This is a genomic window from Enterobacter sp. Taxon_8, from assembly GCF_058354585.1.
On sequence record NZ_CM177989.1, the window covers coordinates 4,367,367 to 4,387,145 of the forward strand.

Annotated in this window: 20 protein-coding genes; 5 read left to right on the top strand and 15 right to left on the bottom strand. The window is 57.3% G+C overall.

All coding sequences use genetic code 11. The features are described 5' to 3' along the window. The first annotated feature begins 91 nt into the window (after nucleotides 1–91). Complete coding sequence (metR, locus tag AC4IBF_RS20790) at nucleotides 92–1,045, top strand: HTH-type transcriptional regulator MetR (RefSeq protein WP_045357166.1); 954 nt, start codon at nucleotides 92–94, stop codon at nucleotides 1,043–1,045. Here the strand turns inward: metR and AC4IBF_RS20795 are convergent. The 3 genes from AC4IBF_RS20795 to pldB form a co-directional block, all read right to left on the bottom strand. Further along, a complete protein-coding gene (locus tag AC4IBF_RS20795; protein ID WP_133295315.1) occupies nucleotides 933–1,832 on the bottom strand; it encodes a carboxylate/amino acid/amine transporter in 900 nt (299 codons plus the stop codon). The two genes, metR and AC4IBF_RS20795, sit on opposite strands and share 113 nt — an antisense overlap. 82 nt (nucleotides 1,833–1,914) lie before the next feature. Further along, nucleotides 1,915–2,715, bottom strand: coding sequence for a sugar/pyridoxal phosphate phosphatase YigL (gene yigL / locus AC4IBF_RS20800; protein WP_136196058.1), 801 nt, complete (start codon nucleotides 2,713–2,715; stop codon nucleotides 1,915–1,917). A 31-nt stretch (nucleotides 2,716–2,746) separates the two neighbouring features. Then, nucleotides 2,747–3,739 carry a lysophospholipase L2 gene (pldB, locus tag AC4IBF_RS20805; protein WP_111963538.1) on the bottom strand — a complete coding sequence of 331 codons (993 nt, stop codon included), beginning with the start codon at nucleotides 3,737–3,739 and terminating at the stop codon, nucleotides 2,747–2,749. 110 nt (nucleotides 3,740–3,849) lie between these two features. Here pldB and rhtB point away from each other — a divergent pair, with 110 nt between their 5' ends. After that, nucleotides 3,850–4,470, top strand: coding sequence for a homoserine/homoserine lactone efflux protein (gene rhtB / locus AC4IBF_RS20810; protein ID WP_491463076.1), 621 nt, complete (start codon nucleotides 3,850–3,852; stop codon nucleotides 4,468–4,470). Here rhtB and rhtC read toward each other — a convergent pair. The 3 genes from rhtC to pldA all read right to left on the bottom strand — a co-directional run bounded on the left by rhtC (nucleotide 4,467) and on the right by pldA (nucleotide 7,938). Then, nucleotides 4,467–5,087: a threonine export protein RhtC gene (gene rhtC / locus AC4IBF_RS20815; RefSeq protein ID WP_111963536.1), complete on the bottom strand. Its 621-nt coding sequence runs from the start codon at nucleotides 5,085–5,087 to the stop codon at nucleotides 4,467–4,469. The two genes, rhtB and rhtC, sit on opposite strands and share 4 nt — an antisense overlap. Nucleotides 5,088–5,148: 61 nt before the next feature. After that, a complete protein-coding gene (recQ, locus tag AC4IBF_RS20820; RefSeq protein WP_136196059.1) occupies nucleotides 5,149–6,978 on the bottom strand; it encodes an ATP-dependent DNA helicase RecQ in 1,830 nt (609 codons plus the stop codon). Nucleotides 6,979–7,068: 90 nt separating this feature from the next. Then, the gene (pldA, locus tag AC4IBF_RS20825; RefSeq protein WP_133295316.1) at nucleotides 7,069–7,938 is read right to left on the bottom strand and encodes a phospholipase A; all 870 of its coding nucleotides are present in this window, start codon (nucleotides 7,936–7,938) and stop codon (nucleotides 7,069–7,071) included. Nucleotides 7,939–8,101: 163 nt separating this feature from the next. Between pldA and yigI the strand changes: the two genes are divergently transcribed. Both yigI and rarD read left to right on the top strand, forming a co-directional pair. Further along, on the top strand, nucleotides 8,102–8,569 hold the full coding sequence (gene yigI, locus AC4IBF_RS20830; RefSeq protein ID WP_008501538.1) for an acyl-CoA thioesterase YigI: 468 nt from the start codon (nucleotides 8,102–8,104) through the stop codon (nucleotides 8,567–8,569). A gap of 51 nt (nucleotides 8,570–8,620) precedes the next feature. Then, on the top strand, nucleotides 8,621–9,517 hold the full coding sequence (gene rarD, locus AC4IBF_RS20835) for an EamA family transporter RarD (protein ID WP_008501539.1): 897 nt from the start codon (nucleotides 8,621–8,623) through the stop codon (nucleotides 9,515–9,517). Between the two features lie 83 nt (nucleotides 9,518–9,600). Here the strand turns inward: rarD and corA are convergent, their stop codons facing one another. From corA to lptM, 8 genes are all read right to left on the bottom strand, one after another. Next, complete coding sequence (corA, locus tag AC4IBF_RS20840) at nucleotides 9,601–10,551, bottom strand: magnesium/cobalt transporter CorA (protein WP_008501540.1); 951 nt, start codon at nucleotides 10,549–10,551, stop codon at nucleotides 9,601–9,603. A 150-nt stretch (nucleotides 10,552–10,701) separates the two neighbouring features. Further along, complete coding sequence (gene ysgD / locus AC4IBF_RS20845; protein WP_212743980.1) at nucleotides 10,702–10,758, bottom strand: YsgD/CorL family protein; 57 nt, start codon at nucleotides 10,756–10,758, stop codon at nucleotides 10,702–10,704. A 149-nt stretch (nucleotides 10,759–10,907) separates the two neighbouring features. Beyond that, the gene (uvrD, locus tag AC4IBF_RS20850; protein WP_032646073.1) at nucleotides 10,908–13,070 is read right to left on the bottom strand and encodes a DNA helicase II; all 2,163 of its coding nucleotides are present in this window, start codon (nucleotides 13,068–13,070) and stop codon (nucleotides 10,908–10,910) included. 76 nt (nucleotides 13,071–13,146) lie between these two features. Next, nucleotides 13,147–13,863, bottom strand: a complete 717-nt coding sequence (yigB, locus tag AC4IBF_RS20855; protein WP_111963534.1) for a 5-amino-6-(5-phospho-D-ribitylamino)uracil phosphatase YigB — start codon at nucleotides 13,861–13,863, stop codon at nucleotides 13,147–13,149. Continuing rightward, nucleotides 13,863–14,765 carry a tyrosine recombinase XerC gene (gene xerC / locus AC4IBF_RS20860; protein WP_491463077.1) on the bottom strand — a complete coding sequence of 301 codons (903 nt, stop codon included), beginning with the start codon at nucleotides 14,763–14,765 and terminating at the stop codon, nucleotides 13,863–13,865. The genes yigB and xerC overlap by 1 nt, the downstream gene beginning before the upstream one ends. Continuing rightward, the gene (locus AC4IBF_RS20865) at nucleotides 14,762–15,469 is read right to left on the bottom strand and encodes a DUF484 domain-containing protein (protein WP_133295321.1); all 708 of its coding nucleotides are present in this window, start codon (nucleotides 15,467–15,469) and stop codon (nucleotides 14,762–14,764) included. The genes xerC and AC4IBF_RS20865 overlap by 4 nt, the downstream gene beginning before the upstream one ends. Then, nucleotides 15,466–16,290: a diaminopimelate epimerase gene (gene dapF / locus AC4IBF_RS20870; RefSeq protein WP_111963532.1), complete on the bottom strand. Its 825-nt coding sequence runs from the start codon at nucleotides 16,288–16,290 to the stop codon at nucleotides 15,466–15,468. Before dapF ends, AC4IBF_RS20865 begins: the two co-directional genes overlap by 4 nt. A gap of 35 nt (nucleotides 16,291–16,325) precedes the next feature. Further along, nucleotides 16,326–16,529: an LPS translocon maturation chaperone LptM gene (gene lptM, locus AC4IBF_RS20875; protein WP_024907980.1), complete on the bottom strand. Its 204-nt coding sequence runs from the start codon at nucleotides 16,527–16,529 to the stop codon at nucleotides 16,326–16,328. A 135-nt stretch (nucleotides 16,530–16,664) separates the two neighbouring features. Here lptM and cyaY point away from each other — a divergent pair, with 135 nt between their 5' ends. Continuing rightward, nucleotides 16,665–16,985, top strand: a complete 321-nt coding sequence (gene cyaY / locus AC4IBF_RS20880; RefSeq protein ID WP_111963531.1) for an iron donor protein CyaY — start codon at nucleotides 16,665–16,667, stop codon at nucleotides 16,983–16,985. 90 nt (nucleotides 16,986–17,075) lie between these two features. Here the strand turns inward: cyaY and cyaA are convergent, their stop codons facing one another. Next, nucleotides 17,076–19,619, bottom strand: a complete 2,544-nt coding sequence (gene cyaA, locus AC4IBF_RS20885; protein WP_136196062.1) for a class I adenylate cyclase — start codon at nucleotides 19,617–19,619, stop codon at nucleotides 17,076–17,078. Between the last annotated feature and the right edge of the window lie 160 nt (nucleotides 19,620–19,779).

Here is a 19,779-nt window from a genome sequence, read left to right on the forward strand (position 1 = left end):
ATTTAGACGTCCAGATGTTTACACTTCTATAATTGGCAGGTACTGTATATTCCTCAAGCGCAAAATGTTCATGGCGAAGTGAAGGACTTTCATGATCGAGATTAAACACCTGAAAACGCTACAAGCGTTGCGAAACTGCGGTTCGCTCGCGGCTGCTGCGGCCACGCTGCACCAGACACAGTCCGCCCTTTCTCACCAGTTCAGCGATCTGGAACAACGCCTCGGCTTCCGTCTTTTTGTGCGTAAAAGCCAGCCGCTACGCTTTACGCCGCAGGGTGAAATTCTCCTTCAGCTGGCGAATCAGGTTCTGCCGCAAATCGCGAGCGCGCTGCAGGCGTGTAACGAACCGCAGCAGACCAAACTGCGTATCGCTATTGAGTGCCACAGCTGTATTCAGTGGCTGACCCCCGCGCTTGAGAACTTCCGCCAGAAGTGGCCGCAGGTGGAGATGGACTTTAAATCCGGCGTGACGTTCGACCCGCAGCCTTCGCTGCAGCAGGGCGAGCTGGATCTGGTCATGACCTCTGACATTCTGCCGCGCAGCGGCCTGCACTATTCGCCGATGTTTGATTATGAGGTGCGCCTGGTGCTGGCGCCGGACCATCCGCTGGCGGCCAAAACGCGCATCACGCCGGAAGACCTGGCGACGGAAACGCTGCTGATTTACCCGGTTCAGCGCAGTCGTCTGGATATCTGGCGTCACTTCCTGCAGCCCGCGGGCATTAGCCCGCAGCTAAAAAGCGTGGATAACACCCTGCTGCTGATTCAGATGGTGGCGGCCAGAATGGGTATCGCGGCGCTGCCGCACTGGGTGGTGGAGAGCTTTGAACGCCAGGGTCTGGTGGTGACCAAAACCCTGGGAGAAGGACTGTGGAGCCGGCTGTACGCTGCCGTGCGCGATGGCGAGCAGCGTCAGCCGATTACGGAGGCGTTTATTCGCTCAGCGCGGAACCACGCGTGCGATCATCTTCCGTTTGTGCGGAGCGCGGAGCGACCCATCGGCGATGGACCCACAGCGAAGCCAGGATCACCGCTCCCCCAATAAGGAAGCTCGGCCAGTGCGGCTGTTGCTGCCAGATAGCGAGGTTGACCAGCAGCCCTGCCGGGACATGCACGTTGTTCATGATCCCCAGCGTACCGGCGTCGACCTGAGTCGCGCCGTAGTTCCACATGAAGTACCCCAACCCGGAAGCCACGACGCCCAGCCAGATCAGCACGCCCCACTGCACGGACGTAGTCGGCAACTTTTGCGGGTTACCGAGCATAAACCACGCCGCTACCGCGACAATCGCGGCGCCCATATAAAACCATGCGAACGCGTTATGCTGCGGCATCGGACGGGTTTCCATCAGGCGTTTGTAGCCCACCATGCCGATAGCGAAACTGATGTTGGCGAGCTGGACGAACATCAGCCCGGTCCAGAAATGATCGCTTACTTTGTCGTAGCGAATAATCGCCGCGCCAATCACCGCCAGCGCCGCGCTCAGCAGGTATCCCCAGCGCAGACGGCGTTTACTCAGCAGATCGTAAATCAGCGTGATGTAGAGCGGCGTCAGCACGGTAAAGAGCAGGAATTCCGAGACGGACAGATAGACGTAAGCCCGGAAGCTGAACAAATACATGATGCCGAGCTGCATCGCCCCCACCAGCATATACAGCACAATCGTTTTCAGCGATTGCCCGCGCGTGCGCAGAAACGGCAGGAACACCAGTGCCGCCAGCCCCACACGCATCAGCACCGAGAAGTAGCTGTCGACCGAACCGGCAAGGTATTCGCCAATCAGGCTAAAGGAGAAGGCCCACAGGATAGTGGTGATAATGAGTAGCGCCACAATGCTTGTCTCTCAGAAAGAAGGAGAGGCATTGTAGCGAACTCTTTAGTTGACAACTGAGCAATAAACAATCAAGTGAAGATTATTCAAGGAACAGCTTGCGCAGATACTTCGGTACCGCGTTGTCAGCGTTAGAACCAATGACTTCCAGTTCAGGGTGGAGATCCTTCAGACGCTGGTGCGCGTTCTGCATGATGCAGCCCTTGCCTGCCATTGAAAGCATCTCGGCGTCGTTCATGCCGTCACCGAAGGCGATACAGTCTTTGAGCCCGAAGCCCAGGCGTTTCGCAACCGCTTCCAGCGCGTGACCTTTGGAGACGCCACCCGCCATCACTTCAAGACAGGTCAGGGTTGAGAAGCTTACGTTGACGCGATCGCCCCAGCGAGCGTTGATCGCCTGTTCCAGCGGGAGCAGCTCTTCGTGGCTATCACAGGTAAAGAACACCTTGCTGATCCCTTCCGGCTCCAGCAGGCCCGGTTCGTAAAGGGAGTAGTTGAATACCGCTTCCTTGAAGAAACGCATTTCATCCGGGCGGTGGCGGTTCATAAACCAGTCGTCGTCGCGGTAAACGTTAGTGACGATAGTCGGGTTGTTATGCACCACGCCAAACAGATCGGCGGCAATATCGCGATCCAGGTTGTGGGTAAAGATCAGGTTGCCGTCGGTATCATGCACGCGCGCACCGTTGGAGGTGATCATGTACGATTTGATCTCGAGATTATCGCGGATCTGCCCCACGTCGACGTGGTGGCGGCCGGTAGCGAACACAAAGTTCACACCACGTGCAGTCAGGAGTTTTAAGGTCTCTTTCGCGTAAGGCGACAGGGTGTGGTCGGGGGAAAGCAGCGTACCATCTAAATCAGATGCAACAACCTGGTACATAGGGATTTCAACCTCTGGTGGAAAACAAAAATCAATTATGCCTGTTGAAAAATTCAACAATGGCGTTGAGCGCGACTGAGCGCATAGCGTCCTTTTCAAAAAGGATCTCATGGAACGCGCCGTTAATGACCAGCGGTTTACCCCCTTCACAAGGGTGACCGGCAGCAGCGCGCAGTTCACAATAGCGGTCATGCATGCGGTTATCCACCACACGCTCTTCTTCCGCCTGAATCAGAAGCGTCGGCGTATCATCATCGCCTACGCCCGCCAGCACCTGCTCACCGGCCATAATACCCTCCCGCACCCAGTGCCAGGTCGGGCCGCCGACGCGTAAGCGCGGTTCATCGGCATAGAAGCGCAGGTTGCGGCGATAACGCTGCCGGCTGTGGGTTAAGACGTTGATGGCGAACGGTAGCGCGCGCCAGCGTCCTGTACCTATGGCGTAACCTTCACGAATGCGCTGATGGCCCTCAGCCCAGTCAAGAAGATGGCGCACCATCCAGTCAGGAAAACGGATAACGATACCGTACATCGGCGCGGTCAGCGCAATGGCATCGCACTGGTGTTCATAACGCTGCAAAAACAGCGTCGATATCGCGCCCCCCATGGAGTGCGCAAGGATGTATCGCTTACGCCAGGGACCGGGCTGAACGTCCTGCTGCCAGAACGCGGCAAAATCGTCGACGTAATCGCTGAAGCGATCGACGTGCCCACGGTGCGTGTCCGGAAGCATACGTCCGGACAGCCCCTGCCCACGATGGTCGATGATCAGTACATCGAACCCCATATGGACCAGGTCGTAGGCCAGCTCAGCGTATTTAACGTAGCTTTCAATACGCCCAGGGCAGACCACTATCACCCGGTCATTTTTTTCATTTCGGAAACGAACGAAACGCACCGGGATGCCCCCGACGCCCGTAAACTCATCTTCCTCACGCTGCCGCCAGAAATCGGTCAGCGGCCCCATAGAGAAAGCAGCAAAAGCGTTTTCTCGTGTTTCCCAGTCCTTTTTCTGCTGAAACATTGGGTTTCCACTCACGTAATCCAGGGAATATCGTTTTTTTCGTCACCGGTCACAAAATGACTCAATAATAGCGTATTGTGGCATAAAAATAGACGGTTCGGGAGTTTCAAATGACCTTCGAGTGGTGGTTCGCCTACCTGCTGACATCCATTATCCTCAGCCTTTCTCCGGGTTCGGGTGCTATTAACACCATGACTACCTCAATCAACCACGGTTACCGCGGTGCGGTGGCATCCATTGCCGGACTGCAGGCCGGGCTGGGCATTCATATTGTGCTGGTTGGGATTGGTCTGGGGACACTTTTCTCCCGCTCGGTGCTGGCGTTTGAAGTGCTGAAATGGGCCGGGGCAGCCTATCTGATTTGGCTCGGCATCCAGCAGTGGTGCGCGGCAGGTTCCATCAACCTGAATACTCTCACGCAGACGCAAAACCGCGGTCATCTGTTTAAGCGAGCGGTGTTCGTCAACCTGACCAACCCGAAGAGCATCGTTTTCCTCGCCGCGCTGTTCCCGCAGTTTATCGTTCCGCATCAGCCGCAGGTGATGCAGTACGTGGTGCTGGGCGCGACCACCATTATCGTCGATATCATCGTGATGATTGGTTACGCGACGCTGGCGCAGCGAATTGCAGCGTGGATTAAAGGGCCTAAGCAGATGAAGGCCCTGAATAAAGTCTTTGGCTCGCTGTTTATGCTGGTTGGCGCGCTGCTTGCGTCAGCGCGTCATGCTTAGCGAGAAATGATGAGATGAATGCCGAAGCCGGCGAACAGCGCGCCGGCGCAGCCGTCAATCCACTTCGCGATACGCTGGTAGCCGCGGCGCATCGCCGGTAAGGCGAACAGGCTGGCCACGATAGTAAACCAGGCAAAGGTTTCAACGACGATCAGCAGGAAGATGCCCCAGCGCGCGCCAGCGCCGACGCTATCGCCGACAAACAGCGAGAACACCGAGCCGAAATAGATAATGGCTTTCGGGTTCGCCAGATTGGTCAGCAGCCCTTTTACAAAGCTGCGGCCGCCCGTTGCCAGCTCCACCTTTGGCTCTTCCGGCTTTTTCTCTTCTTTCTTCAGCGCCCCGCGCAGCATCTGGTAGCCCATCCAGCACAGGTACAGCCCGCCGCCGACCATAATGATGTTATGCAGCCAGGCCATCTTCGCCAGGATCAGGTTCAGACCGAGCAGCGCAACGGCCGCCCAGACCATAACGCCCATGGTGATACCGAGCACGCCCATCATCGCTTCTTTTCGGGAGCGGCTGACGGCCGTTTGTGACACGAAGAAAAAGTCTGGACCGGGGCTCATCAGCGCAACGATGTGCACTAATGCCACGGTGAGAAATAGCATTAACATAATTAGCTCGCGGGGAAATAATTTAGTGAGTCATCATCCTGGCACTTTTTCGCCCGGCTGACTACTCTTCATCGTCGCCGTCGGCGTGAGAGCGGATGAGCGCCATAAACTCTTTACCGAAGCGCTCCAGCTTGCGCGTCCCCACGCCGTTGACGCTGAGCATCTCGCTGGCGCTAAGCGGCATCTGCTCGGCCATCTCAATCAGCGTCGCGTCGTTGAACACCACGTAAGGCGGGATGTTTTCTTCGTCGGCGATGGCCTTACGCAGCTTGCGCAGTTTGGCGAACAGCTTGCGGTCGTAATTGCCGCCGTAGGATTTCTGCATCACGCGCGCCTTCAGGGCGATGACGCGCGGCACGGCGAGCTTGAGTTCAACGTCACCGCGCAGGACCGGGCGCGCCGCCTCGGTCAGCTGAAGCGCGGAGTGCTGAGCAATGTTCTGCGTAGCGAAGCCGAGGTGGATCAGCTGGCGAATGATGCTCACCCAGTGCTCGTGGCTCTGGTCCTTGCCAATACCGTAGACAGGCAGCTTGTCGTGGCCCATATCGCGGATACGCTGGTTATTGGCGCCACGCAGCACTTCCACCACGTAGCCCATCCCGAAGCGCTGGTTCACGCGGTAAATGGTCGAGAGCGCCTTACGCGCGTCCATCAGGCCATCGTACTGTTTCGGCGGATCCAGGCAGATATCGCAGTTGCCGCACGGCTCCTGTCGCCCTTCACCAAAGTAGTTGAGCAGAACCAGACGACGGCAGGTTTGCGCTTCGGCAAACGCGCCCATCGCGTTGAGCTTGTGGCGCTCGATATCCTGCAGCTGTCCCTGCGGCTTCTCTTCCAGACAGCGGCGCAGCCACGCCATATCGGCCGGATCGTAAAACAGCATCGCTTCCGCAGGCAGGCCGTCGCGCCCGGCGCGGCCGGTTTCCTGATAGTAGGATTCGATATTGCGCGGAATGTCGAAATGCACCACGAAGCGCACGTTGGGCTTGTTGATCCCCATCCCAAACGCCACCGTCGCGACCACGATCTGCAGGTCATCGCGCTGGAATTTTTCCTGCACGTCGGCACGGATGTGGTTCTCTAATCCGGCGTGATAGGCGGCGGCGCTAAAGCCGCGGTTTTGCAGACGCGCGGCGGTGTCTTCCACCTTTGCGCGGCTGTTGCAGTAGATAATGCCGGACTTGCCGCGCTGCTCCTGGACGTAGCGCAGGAGCTGATCCAGCGGCTTGAACTTTTCCATCAGCATATAGCGGATGTTTGGGCGATCGAAGCTGCTGACCTGGATATAGGGGTCGTTCAGCCCGAGCAGGCGAACGATATCCAGCCGCGTGGTATCATCCGCCGTGGCGGTAAGCGCCATAAATGGCAGCTCGGGGAAGCGCTGACGCAGCTGGCCGAGGGCGGCGTATTCCGGGCGGAAATCGTGTCCCCACTGGGAAATACAGTGCGCTTCATCCACCGCCAGCAGGACCGGGTTCCAGTGCGCCAGGTGATCGAGGAAGTTATCCAGCATCAGGCGCTCCGGCGCGATATACAGCAGGCGGATCTGCCCGGTGCGGCACCCTGCCATGACCTCTTGCTGCTGCTCCCGGGTTTGGGTCGAGTTGAGACAGGCCGCCGCCACGCCGTTGGCGAGTAGCTGGTCAACCTGGTCTTTCATCAGAGAAATGAGGGGGGATACCACGACCGTCAGGCCGTTAAGCACCAGCGCGGGAACCTGATAACAGAGGGACTTGCCGCCACCGGTAGGCATCACCACCAGGCAATCACGACCTTCCAGCACCGTTTCAATGATGGTTTCCTGGCCAGGGCGGAACTGCTGGTAGCCAAAGGTTTCATGCAAAACCTGTTTAGCCAGCGACTCCTGATTCAATACTTCCGCCTGCGCCACGTTAACCCCATATGCCTGAAATGAAACAGGCGCTATTTTCAGCGCCTGAGAGAGAAACTTCAACGTTTAACGCAAAAACATTCGAACAGCCTAGAGAATATCGTTCAGCATCACGCCCACGCCGACGCGGGTCTGGTTGAAGTTGTAATCGATAAGCGACTCGCCGTAACCGCTGTAGACTTGTGTATAAAGGCGGACATGCTTGCTTACCGGATAGCTTAAGCCCACTTCCGCGCCGCCGTAGCCGGTGTTCCAGTTGTACTGACCTTTCGCACTCAGCACGGCATCACCTAACTGGTAGCCGACTTTAAGCTGGTAGTAGCCCATATATTTGGTGATGTCCGGGTTGTCATCAGTGCTGCCGACCACATACCACGGCTTCACTTCCACCATCCAGTTACCGTTCTGCGCCATCAGGCGCGTATAGGCACGGTTCCAGCTACGGGATGTCGGATCGGAACGTCCGTTAGAGTCATGGTTAAAGCCCACTTCCACATCGCGTAACGTCCAGCCCGCAAACTCATAATCCGTTGCAAAGCCGAGGAACAGCTGGGGCTCATAGTTGGTTTCGCGGAACGGCGAGGATTCCCCGCTGTTAGAGAGCTGCCACCAGGACTTCTGCGTATAGGAGGCACCAAACACCGAGTTCGGTCCCAGAATGCCGCGCCAGAACGGGAAAGCGAGGCTGAGCTGGAACTTCACCTCATCTTTACGCGCATTATCAGACCAGTTATAGGAGCTTATCGCCTCTTTGTTGAGATCGCTGGTCTGGGTGTAAATCACGTAGTTGGTGTCATACGGATAGAGCGTGAACGGATTGTCATGCTCCTGAAGAAGGTTCGCGATAATGCTACCGTGAACGGCAGGCTTATCATGCACCTCTTTGATTGTCGCTTCCTGCGCATATGCTGTGAGGGGCAGCGCAACCGCCGCCAGTAACCATGCCAGATACGTCCGCATCGGTGGTGTTCTCCTGCAAAAGAGTAAAATTAGCTAAATAGTTATGTGGCGGACATTCTACAGACTTCTGCGACAACTGCTGCATCCTCGTTTCTGAAAGTGGAATTCCTTGTTGCTGAGGCATAAAATCAACATTTCGTTAACAATAAGGATGTGATGCCTCATGTCAGCCATGCTTACCGCCGAAGAAGTGTTAAAACTCGTGGGCGAGATTTTTGTTTACCATATGCCGTTTAACCGCGCGCTGGGACTGGAGCTGGAGCGTTACGAGAAAGACTTTGCCCAGCTGAGCTTCAACAACCAGCCGATGATGGTAGGGAACTGGGCGCAAAGTATTTTGCACGGCGGCGTGATTGCCTCCGCGCTTGACGTGGCGGCAGGTCTGGTCTGCGTGGGCAGCACGCTGACCCGCCATGACACCATCAACGAAGACGAACTCCGCCAGCGTCTGGCGCGCATGGGCACCATCGATCTGCGCGTCGACTATCTTCGCCCGGGGCGCGGAAATCGCTTTACCTGTACCAGCAGCCTGCTGCGCGCGGGGAATAAAGTCGCCGTGGCGCGCGTTGAATTACACAACGAAGAGCAGGTGTATATCGCCAGCGCAACCGCCACTTATATGGTGGGTTGAGGCGGCAAAATCGGGTAAAATTAATTCACTTTTTTGTAACGGATTTTCCCGATGGATGCTAAACAGACGCGGCAGGGCGTTTTACTCGCCCTTGCCGCTTATTTTATTTGGGGTATCGCCCCGGCGTATTTCAAGCTTATCGCCTACGTTCCGGCCGATGAGATCCTGACTCACCGCGTCATCTGGTCGTTCTTCTTTATGATTGCGCTGATGAGCCTCAGCCGTCAGTGGTCGGGCGTCAAAACGCTGCTGCAAACCCCGAAGAAGATCTTCCTGCTGGCACTTTCTGCCGTGCTGATTGGCGGCAACTGGCTGCTGTTTATCTGGGCGGTGAATAACCATCACATGCTCGAAGCGAGCCTGGGGTACTTCATTAACCCGCTGGTGAATATCGTGCTGGGGATGATTTTCCTCGGTGAGCGCTTCCGCCGGATGCAGTGGGTGGCGGTGATTCTGGCCTTCTGCGGCGTACTGGTGCAGCTCTGGACCTTCGGCTCGCTGCCGATTATTGCCCTCGGCCTGGCGTTCAGCTTTGCGTTCTACGGCCTGGTGCGTAAGAAGATTGCGGTAGAAGCGCAGACGGGGATGCTGTTTGAAACCTTGTGGCTGCTGCCCGTGGCGGCGATTTATCTTTTCGGCATCGCCGACAGCCCAACCAGCCACATGGGCAGCAACCCGTGGTCGCTAAACCTGATGCTGATGGCGGCGGGCGTGGTGACCACTATTCCACTGCTGTGCTTCACCGGTGCGGCGACGCGCCTGCGTCTCTCCACGCTGGGTTTCTTCCAGTACATTGGCCCGACGCTAATGTTCCTGCTGGCGGTGGTGTTTTACGGCGAGGTGCCGGGGGCGGATAAGATGGTGACGTTCGCCTTTATCTGGGTGGCGCTGGCGATTTTCGTCGCCGATGCGATTTATACCCAGCGCAGGGGGCGCAAAGGGCTGTGAAGTTGCCCTAACTCTAACCCTCTCCCACAGGGAGAGGGAATTCGATCGTAGGGCGGGTAAGCGCAGCGCCACCCGCCAGATTTTTACAGCCAGTTCCGGCGCTTAAAGTACAGATACGGCGCCAGCCCCGCGAGGATCATAAAGATAATCGCCCCCGGGTAACCAAAGCTCCACTTCAGCTCCGGCATAAACTCGAAGTTCATCCCATAGCTGGATGCCACCAGCGTTGGCGGCAGGAACACTACGGACACCACCGAGAAGATCTTGATGATGCGGTTCTGCTCGATGTTGATAAAGCCCATCGCCGCCTGCATCAGGAAGTTGACCTTCTGGAACAGGGATTCGTTGTGCGGCAGCAGGGATTCGATATCGCGCAGGATCTCACGCGCCTGCTCCAGCTGACCGCCCGGCAGACGCGCCTTGCGCACCAGGAAGTTCAGCGCGCGCTGGGTATCCATCAGACACAAACGCACCTTCCAGCCGATATCTTCCAGCTCAGCCAGCGTGGAGAGTGCCTCGTCGTACTCATCGCCCTGATGGCCTTCCATGATCACGCGGCTCAGCTTTTCCAGATCGCTATAGATGTTTTCAATTTCGTCCGCCAGCTGTTCAATTTTGGTCTCGAACAGATCGAGCAGCAGCTCGTAAGCGTTACCATCCACCATTGCCTGGCTGCGGGCGCGCATGCGGTAGAGACGGAATGCCGGCAGCTCGCGCTCGCGCAGCGTAAACAGGCGGCCATCGCGAATGGTAAACGCCACGGTGGAGTTACCCGCGTGGTCTTCCGCATCTTCAAAGAAGAAGAAGGAGTGAATATGCAGACCGTCTTCGTCTTCAAAAAAACGCGCGGATGCTTCGATGTCTTCCAGTTCCGGGCGGGTTGCCAGGCTTTGCCCCAGCTCAGATTGTACGCGAAGGCGCTCATCGTCGTCCGGCTCGACCAGATCCACCCATACGGCATCAATGAGGGGCTGTGACTCTTCGGCTTCAAGCCGAGTCAGTCGGTTATTTTCGAGTTGAAATGCGCTCAACATGACCGGGACTCCCAATGCAAAAAATATCGGACAGTTCGGTGGGCACACAGAAACAAATTGGGTTTCAGACCATTAAACAGCCTGACTCAGCGCGACGGGAATAATGCAGTCGCTGACAACCACTAAGGCCATCAGCAAGAGGAGATAGCCTTAGGAGTTGTTCCTGGATGACAGGGAATTGAGCCAGTATCTACTGGGTGTGTCCAAGGCGAATGTCCTCTTAGCGTAATCGTGCGCGCATGTTACGCCAGCTATAACTGTGGCGTCAACACGCAACGAAACGCTGAAGGGCATTAATTGACCTTCAACGTATAAGGCTAGCAGATTATTACAAAATAATGATATTTTTCTGTATGTTAGACTGTTTCCAGCTTCGCGTAGGCCGCCACCAGCCATTTAATCCCCTGCCCCTGGAACGCCACCTGCAGGCGGCTGTGCTCGCCGCTGCCTTCCAGATTCACAATGGTGCCTTCGCCAAACTTCGAATGGCGCACGCGCTGGCCCAGCTTGTAGCCAGTGTCGGTTTCCGCAATCGGCGAACCCATGCGCTGATGGCTGACAGGACGACTGATGCTCGCCCGCAGACGCACCTCCTCCACGCACTCTTCCGGCAGTTCACCGATAAAGCGCGATGGACGGTGATAGACCTCTTTACCGTACAGACGGCGGGTTTCCGCATAGGTCAGCGTCAGCTTCTGCATCGCGCGCGTCACGCCCACGTAGGCCAGACGGCGTTCCTCTTCCAGACGGCCGCCTTCATCCAGCGACATCTGGCTCGGGAACATCCCCTCTTCCATCCCGACGATGAACACCTGCGGGAACTCCAGTCCTTTGGCAGAGTGCAGGGTCATGAGCTGAACCGCATCCTGCCAGGTATCGGCCTGCCCTTCCCCCGCTTCCAGCGCGGCGTGGGAGAGGAACGCCTGCAGCGGCATCAGGTCTTCGTCTTCTTCGTTGTAGCTGAACTGGCGCGTTGCCGTGACCAGTTCCTCTAAGTTCTCAATACGGGTCTGGCCCTTCTCACCTTTTTCCTGCTCATACATGGTGCGCAGGCCGGAATCTTTAATCACCCGGTCGGTCTGCACGTGCAGCGGCATGTCGGCCGTTTCCTGCGCGAGGGCGTCAATCAGCTCAAGGAAGCGCTGCAATGCGCTGGCGGCACGTCCGGCAAGCGCTTTTTCCTGCAGCAGCTCGCGGCACGCCTGCCACAGCGTCAGCTGGCGGTCGCGCGAGGCCTGACGCACCACGTCCAGCGTACGGTCGCCAATCCCACGGGTGGGCGTGTTGACCACGCGTTCAAACGCCGCGTCGTCGTTACGGTTGGCAATCAGACGCAGATACGACAGCGCATCTTTGATTTCCTGACGTTCGAAGAAGCGCATGCCGCCATAAATGCGGTACGGCATGCTCACCTGCAGCAGCGCCTCTTCCAGCACGCGCGACTGGGCGTTGCTGCGGTAGAGAATGGCGCACTGCTCCAGCGCGCCGCCGTTGTCCTGCCAGGTTTTGATGCGGTTCACCACGAAGCGCGCTTCGTCGAGCTCGTTGAAGGCGCAGTAAATCGAAATCGGTTCGCCATCGACGCCGTCGGTCCACAGCTTTTTACCCAGACGCCCGTTGTTGTTCTCAATCAGGGCGTTGGCCGCGCTCAGGATGTTGCTGGTTGAGCGGTAGTTCTGCTCCAGACGGATGGTTTCCGCGCCGGGGAAATCGTTGAGGAAGCGCTGGATGTTCTCCACCTGCGCCCCGCGCCAGCCGTAGATCGACTGGTCATCATCGCCCACGATCATCACCTTGCCGGTATCGCCGGCCAGCAGGCGGATCCACGCGTACTGGATGTTGTTGGTATCCTGGAATTCGTCCACCAGGATATTGGTGAAGCGTTCACGGTAGTGCTGCAGGATGTGCGGTTTGTTCAGCCACAGCTCGTGGGCGCGCAGCAGCAGCTCGGCGAAATCCACCAGACCGGCGCGATCGCACGCTTCCTGATAGGCCTTGTAGACGTTCTGCCAGGTCTGCTCGACCGGGTTGCCGAAGCTCTGAATGTGGTGCGGGCGCAGCCCCTCGTCTTTCTGGCCGTTGATGTACCACATCGCCTGACGCGGCGGCCACTGCTTCTCGTCGAGGTTCATCGCCTTGATCAGCCGTTTCAGCAGACGGAGCTGGTCTTCGCTGTCGAGGATCTGGAAATCCTGCGGCAGGTTGGCGTCCATGTGGTGTGCGCGCAGCAGGCGGTGCGCCAGGCCGTGGAAGGTGCCGACCCACATGCCGCCCTGGCTGGTGCCCATCAGTTGGGCGATGCGGTGGCGCATCTCCGCCGCCGCCTTGTTGGTGAACGTGACCGCCATGATGGAGTACGGCGAGCAGTTTTCCACGCTCTGCAGCCAGGCGATACGGTGAACCAGCACGCGCGTCTTACCACTGCCCGCTCCAGCCAGCACCAGCAGGTTGGTGCGCGAGGCGGCAACCGCGTCACGCTGTTTGTCATTAAGGCTGTCGAGCAGGTAAGAAACGTCCATTGGCACCGTCACGTCATGTCGGGCAGGCGAATAGCATTCGCCAAAACCCTGTTAATTTATACAGAACAATTGATGATTATATCAGCGTCGTGAGGGATGCCAACCGTGAAATTTCCACGTGCGGCAGAAGACGGCTATCGGAGGCGATCATCAGGTCAGCGTTTTCCGGCTTGATCCAGCAGGCCTGCATCCCGCAGCGGATGGCGCCGGCCACGTCTGTGGTCAGGTCATCCCCCACGTGCAGGATCTCACCCAGCGGCAGGTTAAGCTTATCTGCCGCCAGATGGTACATGTCACTGAACGGCTTCGCGCGCCCGTGAGGACCCGCACGCAGCACGAATTCAAAATAATCGCTGAGGCCAAACAGCTCCGGCTGGGCATTGCCGTTGGTGATGGCCACCAGCGGCCACTTTTCGGCAAGCTTCGCCAGCGTGTCGTGGGTTTCCTGCGGCACGTCGATGCGGCTGCGCCATTTAGCAAAGTTTTCCATGGCCGCTTCCGCCCCAATGGCGGCATCCTGCGTGCTCAGACCCACGTTGAGCATCGCCTGCTCAACCGCGCGACGACGCCATTCGGTCACGTCGTGGTAAATGTCCGGCTCGGTCTCACGCAGGGACTGGCGCAGCTTCTGGAAGTCCTTGTTCTGTATCGCCTTCAGCGCGGGATGGTAGTTCTGCACAAACGCCAGGGACTCCTGCTCGGTGCGCAGGATCACCTCGCGGTTGTCATAAAGAGTGTCATCAAGGTCAAACGTCAGGGCTGAGATCTGACCGAGTGGGCGGTAAAAACGCATTATTTCCCCCGTTTGGCGCGTGGATGCGCCGCGTCATACACCGAGGCAAGGTGCTGGAAGTCTAAGTGGGTATAGATTTGAGTGGTCGACAGATTTGCGTGGCCAAGCAGTTCCTGCACGCCGCGCAGATCGCCGCTCGACTCAAGCATGTGTGTCGCAAAGGAGTGGCGCAGCTTGTGCGGGTGAACGTGGCTGTTCAGCCCCTGCTTAATGCCCCACTTCGCAAAGCGCTTCTGCACGTTACGCGCCGAGATCCGCTTGCCAAGCTTCGACAGGAACAGCGCATCTTCGTCGGAGCCAAACAGCCCGCGCAGGTCAAGCCAGTGCTCAATCCAGGAGACCGCATTGCGGCCAATCGGCAGGCGGCGCTCTTTGCTGCCCTTACCCATTACCCACACTTCGCCCGATTCCAGATCGAGATGCTTGAGGTCGAGGTTAACGAGCTCAGACAGACGTAACCCGGCACCGTACATCACCTCCAGCATCGCGCGGTCGCGCACGGCCAGCGGATCGTTCAGATCGATATCCAGCAGGCGGTTTACGTCGTCAACGTCGATATTTTTAGGCAGATGGCGCGGCGCCTTCGGCGTGGCGATCCCTTTTGCCGGGTTGGCTTTTAAGCCCCCCTGGCTGACCAGCCAGTCGAAGAAGCTGCGCAGCGCTGAGAGCCTGAGCGCCAGGCTCGCCGGGCTGAGATTTTTTTTACGGCTACGCACAACAAACCCGCGTACCGTCGCAGCGTCACATTGTTGCCAGCTTTTCAGGCCGATTTCGTCGGCGATCTGCATGATGGCATCAAGCTGACGCTGATAGTTAAGCAGCGTAATGGGGCTAAGCTGACGTTCCACGCCGAGATAGCGCAGAAAGCGCGAGACGTCAGTGGCGAGCAGTCCGTCCATCATACGCGCTCAATCCAGCGCTCCAGCAGCTCAGGCAGCATCAGGGCGATCTCCTGCAGCAGGTGCGTGGCTTGCCCCTGCTCGTAGTGATGCGCGTCGCGGCTGGTAAATAATATGACGCCCAGATCGCCATCGCGCCCCATCAGCGACATCGCCACCGAGCCAATCGCTTTGGCTTCCGGTAATACCACCAGCAGCTCAGGCCCGTTCAGCGGCCCCAGATAGTGGTGATCATGGCCCAGACGCTGAATGCGCAGCGGTTCAAATGCCTGACGGCTGAGTGCCAGATGGGTAAATCCCGACGGCGCGCCGATGCGCCAGCGGTCAGGGAAAAGACGAATCGTTGCGCCCGCCAGCCCCAGCTCGCGCGCCCAGCGGTGGAAACGGCTGAGGAACTCGTCGAGGCTGTGCGCCGACGCCAGACGCGCCTGCAGATGCAGCAGTCGATAGAACAGGCTTTCGTTGGTGCTGGCCTGCTCCATCAGCAGCGTCATGTTCTCTTCAAGCTGGCTGATGTGGTTGCGCGAGCGCGCCATGTGCCATTCGACCAGCGACACGGTTCCGCGAACCGGGTGCGGCACGCGCATCTCTTCGACGGCGCGTGCATTGCGAATAAAAAACTCAGGATTGCGCAGCAGATAATCAACAACAGCCCTGTCGTCCAGTTCCGTCACTGTTTCCTGCAGTTCTTCCCCTGGTTGTTTCATAGATGGATAAACCCGTCATAGACATGTGCCGCCGGGCCAGTCATATACAGTGGATGACCCGGTCCTTTCCAGGCGATATCAAGCCGACCGCCCGGTAATTCCACGCGAACCTCTTCAGCCAGTACCCCCTGGGAGATGCCCACGGCCACCGCAGCACAGGCACCGCTTCCGCAGGCCTGAGTCTCACCCGCGCCGCGCTCGTAAACCCGCAGGCGAATGTGTTCGCGCTTCACCACCTGCATAAAGCCGATGTTCGCGCGCTCCGGGAAACGTTCGTGGCTTTCCAGTACCGGGCCGAGCGTTTCGACCGCGGCAGTTTCCACATCATCAACCTGAATCACGCAGTGTGGGTTACCCATTGAGACGACGCCGCACAATACTGTCTGCTCGGCCGCACGCATAATATAGGTCTTTTCCGCTTTGTTTGCGCGAAACGGCACGACGGAGGGCTCGAAGTTAGGCTCGCCCATGTTCACGCGCACCAGCTCATCATCGGTGACGCTGAGCACCATGCGACCATTGGCCGTGCTGACGCGAATATCACGCTTGTTGGTCAGCCCTTTCAGGCGGACAAAGCGGGCGAAACAGCGCGCGCCGTTGCCGCACTGGTTAACTTCGCTGCCGTCCGCGTTAAAAATACGGTAGTGGAAATCAAGATCGGGATCGTACGGTGGCTCGACCACCAGCAGCTGATCGAACCCCACGCCCAGATGCCGATCCGCCAGGCGACGGATCAGTTCAGGCGAGAAAAACACATTCTGCGTTACCGCGTCGACGACCATAAAATCGTTGCCAAGGCCATGCATTTTAGAGAACTGCATCATTTGCTCCATTGCGCGGGTACAGAACGTTGTCGTCAGAGATTAACCTGAGTCGGGCCACCGTTGTCGCCACGGTCGTTAGTATTTGGCGTGGTAGACTCAATGCCGCTGTTAACCGGTTTCGTCGGCGGCGGCGCGGTTTTATCCGCAGGCGGAAAGTACAGTGGTCCCTTCAGTCCGCAGCCAGTCAGGCTAAACAGCGTGATGAGAACGGCAAGCGTTCGGAAAGCGTTTTTCATTATAAAGTTGCCCGTAAGTTCAAATCTGTTTCTATCATCGCAGGAGAAGACACAAAAGCAAGAGTTTGCCGCTTTCCTGCAACGGGAATTATTTAGGGTTATACTGCCGGCATCACGAAAAACAGGAACAAAACCATGAACGACAGTGAATTCCATCGCCTTGCCGACAACCTGTGGATGACCATCGAAGAGCGTCTTGACGACTGGGACGGTGACAGCGATATCGATTGTGAAATCAACGGCGGCATTCTGACCCTGAGCTTCGAAAATGGCAGCAAAATTATTATTAACCGCCAGGAGCCGCTTCACCAGGTGTGGCTGGCCGCTAAACAGGGCGGCTATCATTTCGATCTAAAAGACGGGGAATGGGTTTGCGACCGTAGCGGCGTACCGTTCTGGGATCTGCTGGAACAGGCGGCGACCGCGCAGGCGGGTGAGAACGTGAGTTTCAGGTAGTTTTCTTGCCCGGTGGCGGCTGCGCCTTACCGGGCCTACACGGCTCGAACCGTAGGCCGGGTAAGCGTGAGCGCCACCCGGCGAAAAGGCTCAGGAGAAATACTGCTGCAACAGCGGGGCGGTGTCCTGATTGGCAGGCGCGGCAGGCGTGACGGATTGGGTGCGGAACGGAATCACCTGCGTACGGCCGTCGACGTTCACAATCTGGTAGAACTGCGGCAGGTTAAAGTTGATAAAGCTTGAGCCGTAGGTAAAGCGGTCATGCGAAGAGGAGTAGAAGCGGCTGACATCGCGCACCAGCTCCTCTTTACTGCCTTCACAATGGTGATATACCTCGGCGCGGTTAGTCTCATCCAGAATGTAGATGTTGAATCCGGCATCGTCGCCCGACTCTTCAAAGAAGAACTGAATAATCCCTTCACTGGCGAATCCGTCCACCACCTGCGGGAGCTTAACGTGGTTGGTTTCCACCTGCACCGACAGGCCATGCAGCTTGTTGTGTGAAATCGCGCCGTAAAACTCGATGGCGTTTTCCAGCTTCTGTACCGACACGTTCAGGCGCTCGAAGAACAGTCCCCAGGTCTGACCGGAGACGCGCAGCGCTTTAAAGCGGCCTGTTTCCTGACGGGTACTGGAGAGACGCAGTTCGATACACTCAGAAACCAGCTGCTGCACGCGGGTGCGAATTAAACCGCGCAGGTGCTGGCTGTAGCAGAACACTTCCACGCTGTCCGGCGGCGCGGCATCCTGGTGCATCTTGCCAAGAATGGTTTTCAGCGCTTCGATCATTGCCTGCTCGCCGTTGAAGTGCAGGGTACGCACTTCGTTCCACGAGTTGCGGTACAACAGATCGACACTGCCTACCAGGCAGTTTTGCTGCTCGCCAAAGCTAAAGACGTCCAGCTTGCGGAAGTCAAAGTGAACCACCTGATTGCGGAAGGCCGCCGTCGGGTCGTATTCCAGGTTGACGATAATCGCCAGATGGCGAATCTCACACGGGCTGTAGAGCGCTTTCGGCGTAGGGGCAGGCAGACGCAGCGGGAAGTGGTGCGATACATCCGTGACCATCTCCTGCAGCTTAGCAAGATCTACCACCTCGTTGCCTTTGATAAACAGGCGCGTGCGCGAGGTCAGCAGACCGTTAAACCAGGCCCAGGCCACCAGCTTGTTCAGGTAGCGGTTATACTCCAGCGGCTGATGGCTGATAATTGAATCCATGCTTGGCGCACGGTTGTAAAGATACCACCCGGTGCGGTTTGCACGGCCCGGCGGCACAAAGATAAAGGTCAGATTCGGTTCAGACAGGTCTGGCGAAATCTGCGGGTTAACCAGGGTAACTTTACCCGGCAGCGCTTCAAACGCGGCGTAAAGCTTACGGGTCAATACCCCGATGTCCTGCGGGCTGGCAGAAACGCTGAGGTTGTTACGGCGCGCAAAGCGGATCAGGTTACGGTAGCTTTGCATCATCGCATCGAGCAGTTCGTTGTGCGCTTCACGCACCTGATCGATTTTCCAGTTGGCCCGGTTGTCGAGCATGGACAGACGCTCTTCGTCCCATCCCCACTCTTTCACTAACTGACTAACCACTTCACGACGCCAGCCCACGCAGGCGCGCTCGCGGCTCAATTTCTCACACACTTTGAGATAGAAACATCGGCGCACCAGGTCAAGACGCGTGGTGTCGTCAATGGCTTTCAGGTATTCGGTCACGCGCTCCAGCATCATGCAGTAGGCGTCCAGCCCGAAGGAGACGATCTCCCCGTCGTGCAGACGCTGCTTGATATCTTTCGCCAGCAGGCGTGGTGTTGGGTATTCCCAGGAATAGGCTTCCAGCAGCAGCGTTTTCAGCACCGCTTTGTACGGCGAGTCGATACTCTTATAGAGCTGCCAGAGGCTTGCGCCAAAGTACTCTTCTGCTGACAGAGAGCTCAGGCCGCCGAGGTCCAGCCATTCGTTTGGCGTCAGTACGCCCTGCGCGTAAAGCGACATGACGTAGTCATCGTAATGCTCTTCTTCTTCGCACGGGACCATATTCCACAGAATACGCTTCCCGGCCAGACGCACAGCAGTACGGTAGAATTCATCCAGCAATAAGATGTGCTGAGTCGAGCCGCAGTCCTCACCACCCAGACTGCCGCTTTCGTTATGGCGGAAACGGTTTTCATCAATAAGGAAGAAGCTCACTTCCACGCCGAGCGAGGCCGCCCAGCTCTCCAGCAGGCTGCATTTACGCTGCAGTAGCTGACGCTCGTCGTTATCGAGCCAGGACTGATGACAGACCCAGATGTCCAGGTCCGAAGAACAGCTTTGCCCTACCGATGAGGTGCTCCCCATTGAGTAAACGCCGGTAATAGGCAGTTCACCTTTTGGAGATTCCTGTGGCGGCATGCCGCGGTAAAGTTCCAGCTCGTTCAGATAATGCTGTTGGGTTTCATCAGGCGTGAAAAGGCAAATGCCCTGGGGAACGTTACCGTCAAGGTAGCCAGGCATCAGCGGATGGTGATAGTGCAATAATGTCGGCAGCAGACTGTATACCTGCTGGAAAGCAGGGCCCATGGCAGCAAGCGCGCGATCCACACGCAGTTGATTTATGGCATCCAGTCTCTGTTTCAGAGTCTCAATATAGAGGTACAAGACGTATCGCCTGATGTTTCCGGGTGTCGCAAGCTATTCAAAACACGAGTAACAGCGGACCCGCAGTATTTCAAAAAGATAACCGTTACCCTTTTTCGCCTTTATCATTTTTGGTGGTACCGACGAAAAAATGGTCTAAAACGTGATCAATTTAACACCT